Annotated in this window: 2 protein-coding genes and 1 pseudogene; 1 reads left to right on the plus strand and 2 read right to left on the minus strand. The window is 63.9% G+C overall.

The genetic code is table 11. The features are described from left to right. Positions 1 to 227, minus strand: a pseudogene (locus VN856_RS18965) (hypothetical protein); the annotation flags it as partial. A 142-nt stretch (positions 228 to 369) separates the two neighbouring features. Here VN856_RS18965 and VN856_RS18970 point away from each other — a divergent pair. Next, positions 370 to 1,593, plus strand: a complete 1,224-nt coding sequence (locus VN856_RS18970) for an ISL3 family transposase (RefSeq protein ID WP_422656568.1) — start codon at positions 370 to 372, stop codon at positions 1,591 to 1,593. A 54-nt stretch (positions 1,594 to 1,647) separates the two neighbouring features. On the opposite strand, the gene pgl is transcribed toward VN856_RS18970, so the two are convergent. After that, the coding region (gene pgl, locus VN856_RS18975) for a 6-phosphogluconolactonase (RefSeq protein ID WP_325691798.1) at positions 1,648 to 2,105 on the minus strand (458 nt) is incomplete at its 5' end.

Genomic DNA, 2,105 nt, shown 5'->3' on the forward strand with positions numbered 1-2,105 from the left:
GATACGACTGGCCCTGGGAGGGTGGTGGTTCGTAGTTGGCGGCGAGCCAGGTTGGCGTTGTCGTTTCCTCCGCCGATGAGTTCGGTGCGCTCGCGTCGTTCGGCGTTGATGCGGTCGCGGTGGGCTTGTTCGCGGGTCTGCTTGCGGCGCGGCATCATTGCCGATCGGTCGGTGTCAGGCGAAACCGACATTCCTTCGAACATGTGTGGCGCTCCCAGCGTTTTCATGGGCGCGTTTGTGCTGTTCAGCGTCGTCTTTTGGTGCTGTGGTGAGGGATTCGGCGTGTCAGCGCTGAGATGAAGGACGCGCACGCGGGGTGGCTTTAGGTTTCGGGGTTACCACACCAACCGCAACCAAAGGGCCGTCCGCGTGCGCGTCAGTACTGCATTTAACCGTCTGTTGGCTATTCCCGGGGCATCGGTGACCGGTGTCGTTGTCAGCGAGCGCGATGTCGAAGTCACGTTGCGTCCTACCGCTCGGCTACTGAGCTGCCCGTGCGGCAAACGCCAGCGAAGCTCCTACGATCGGCGACGGCGCCGCTGGCGGCACCTCGATCTTGGCCGATGCAGGCTGTGGCTGGTCTATGAGATCCGCCGCTTGAACTGCCCGGTCTGCGGGGTGATCACCGAAGAACTGCCCTGGGCCAGACCCGGCGCCCGGCACACCCGCGATTTCGAGGACATGGTGCTGTGGCTGGCCCAGCGCACCGACCGCACGACAGTGGCGGCCCTGATGCGCTGCGCCTGGGAGACCGTCACCGCGATCATCAACCGCGGGGTCGCTGAACTGCTCGACCAACGCCGACTCGACACCCTCTACCGCATCGGTGTCGACGAAATCTGTTATCGCCACCCACACCGCTATCTGACCATCATCGGCGACCACGACACCGGCACTGTCATCGACATCCAGCCCGGACGCAGTGAAGAGTCGTTAACGAATTTCTATGAACAGCAGCCTGATTCGACGCTATCCACCATAGAAGCAGTCAGCATGGACGTCAGCAAAGCCTACCGCTCAGCCACCGCCAGCCACCTACCGGAAGCCACCATCTGCTTCGACCCGTTCCACATCATGCAATGGGTCAACCGAGCACTGGACCGTGTCTACGCCGAATCGGCCACCGGCCCCGGCCGGGCATCGATGAGCACCGCCGACTGGAAAGCCGGCCGCTGGGCCTTGCGCACAGGCGAGAACAAACTCACCGACAAGAAACGTGACCTGGTCAACCGCATCGCCCGGACCAACCGCCGCATTGGACGCGCCTGGACGCTGAAAGAACAACTCCGTGACCTCTACCGGCTCGAGCACGAACCAGGCACCGCCCGCCGACTCCTCAGAGCCTGGATCACCGCGGCCAAACGTAGTCGCATCCCCACATTCACAGCACTCGGCAAACGCCTGCAGGAACACTTCGAAGCCGTAATCGCCGCCGTCGAGCTCGGCATCTCCAACGCCCTCATCGAGGGCATTAACGCCAAAATCCGCCTGATCAATGCCCGCGGCTACGGCCACCACTCCGCCCAAACACTGACCTCAATGATCTATCTCTGCCTCGGCAGACTGCACCCACAGCTACCCACAACAACCTGAGGAGCCGCACATGTGTTCAAGTGTGCCAGGCCGGTCCGAATCAAGTAGCCGCGACTAGAGCTTGGAGGCGGCGTCCTCGTCAAGTAGCCATACCGTCGCATCGCGGCCGACCGCACCCGCAGCCGGCACGTCCACAGGCTTGGCACCACCGATCGCTGCGGCCACTGCATCGGCTTTGGCCGCACCGGAAACCACGAGCCAGACCTCACGTGAACGCTGAACCGCGGGCAGCGTCAACGTGATTCGCCGCGGTGGCGGCTTGGGGGAGTCCTCGACACCGAGCACCAGTCGGGTCGTCTCGCGCACCGCGGGCGTCTCGGGGAAGAGCGAGTTGATGTGCCCCTCGCCGCCCATCCCCAGCAGGTGGACATCGAAGTCCGGAGCGGGCTGACCGTCGTCGGCGTTGGCCGCCAGCACCCTCTCGTAGTCGCGTGCCGCTGCGTCGAGGTCGTCTCCGAACTCCGCCCCGCTGGCCGACATCGGATGCAGGTTGGCCGCCGGGATATCGATCT

Origin of the sequence: Mycobacterium sp. (genome assembly GCF_035603715.1) — a bacterium.
In the GTDB taxonomy this organism is placed as follows: domain Bacteria; phylum Actinomycetota; class Actinomycetes; order Mycobacteriales; family Mycobacteriaceae; genus Mycobacterium.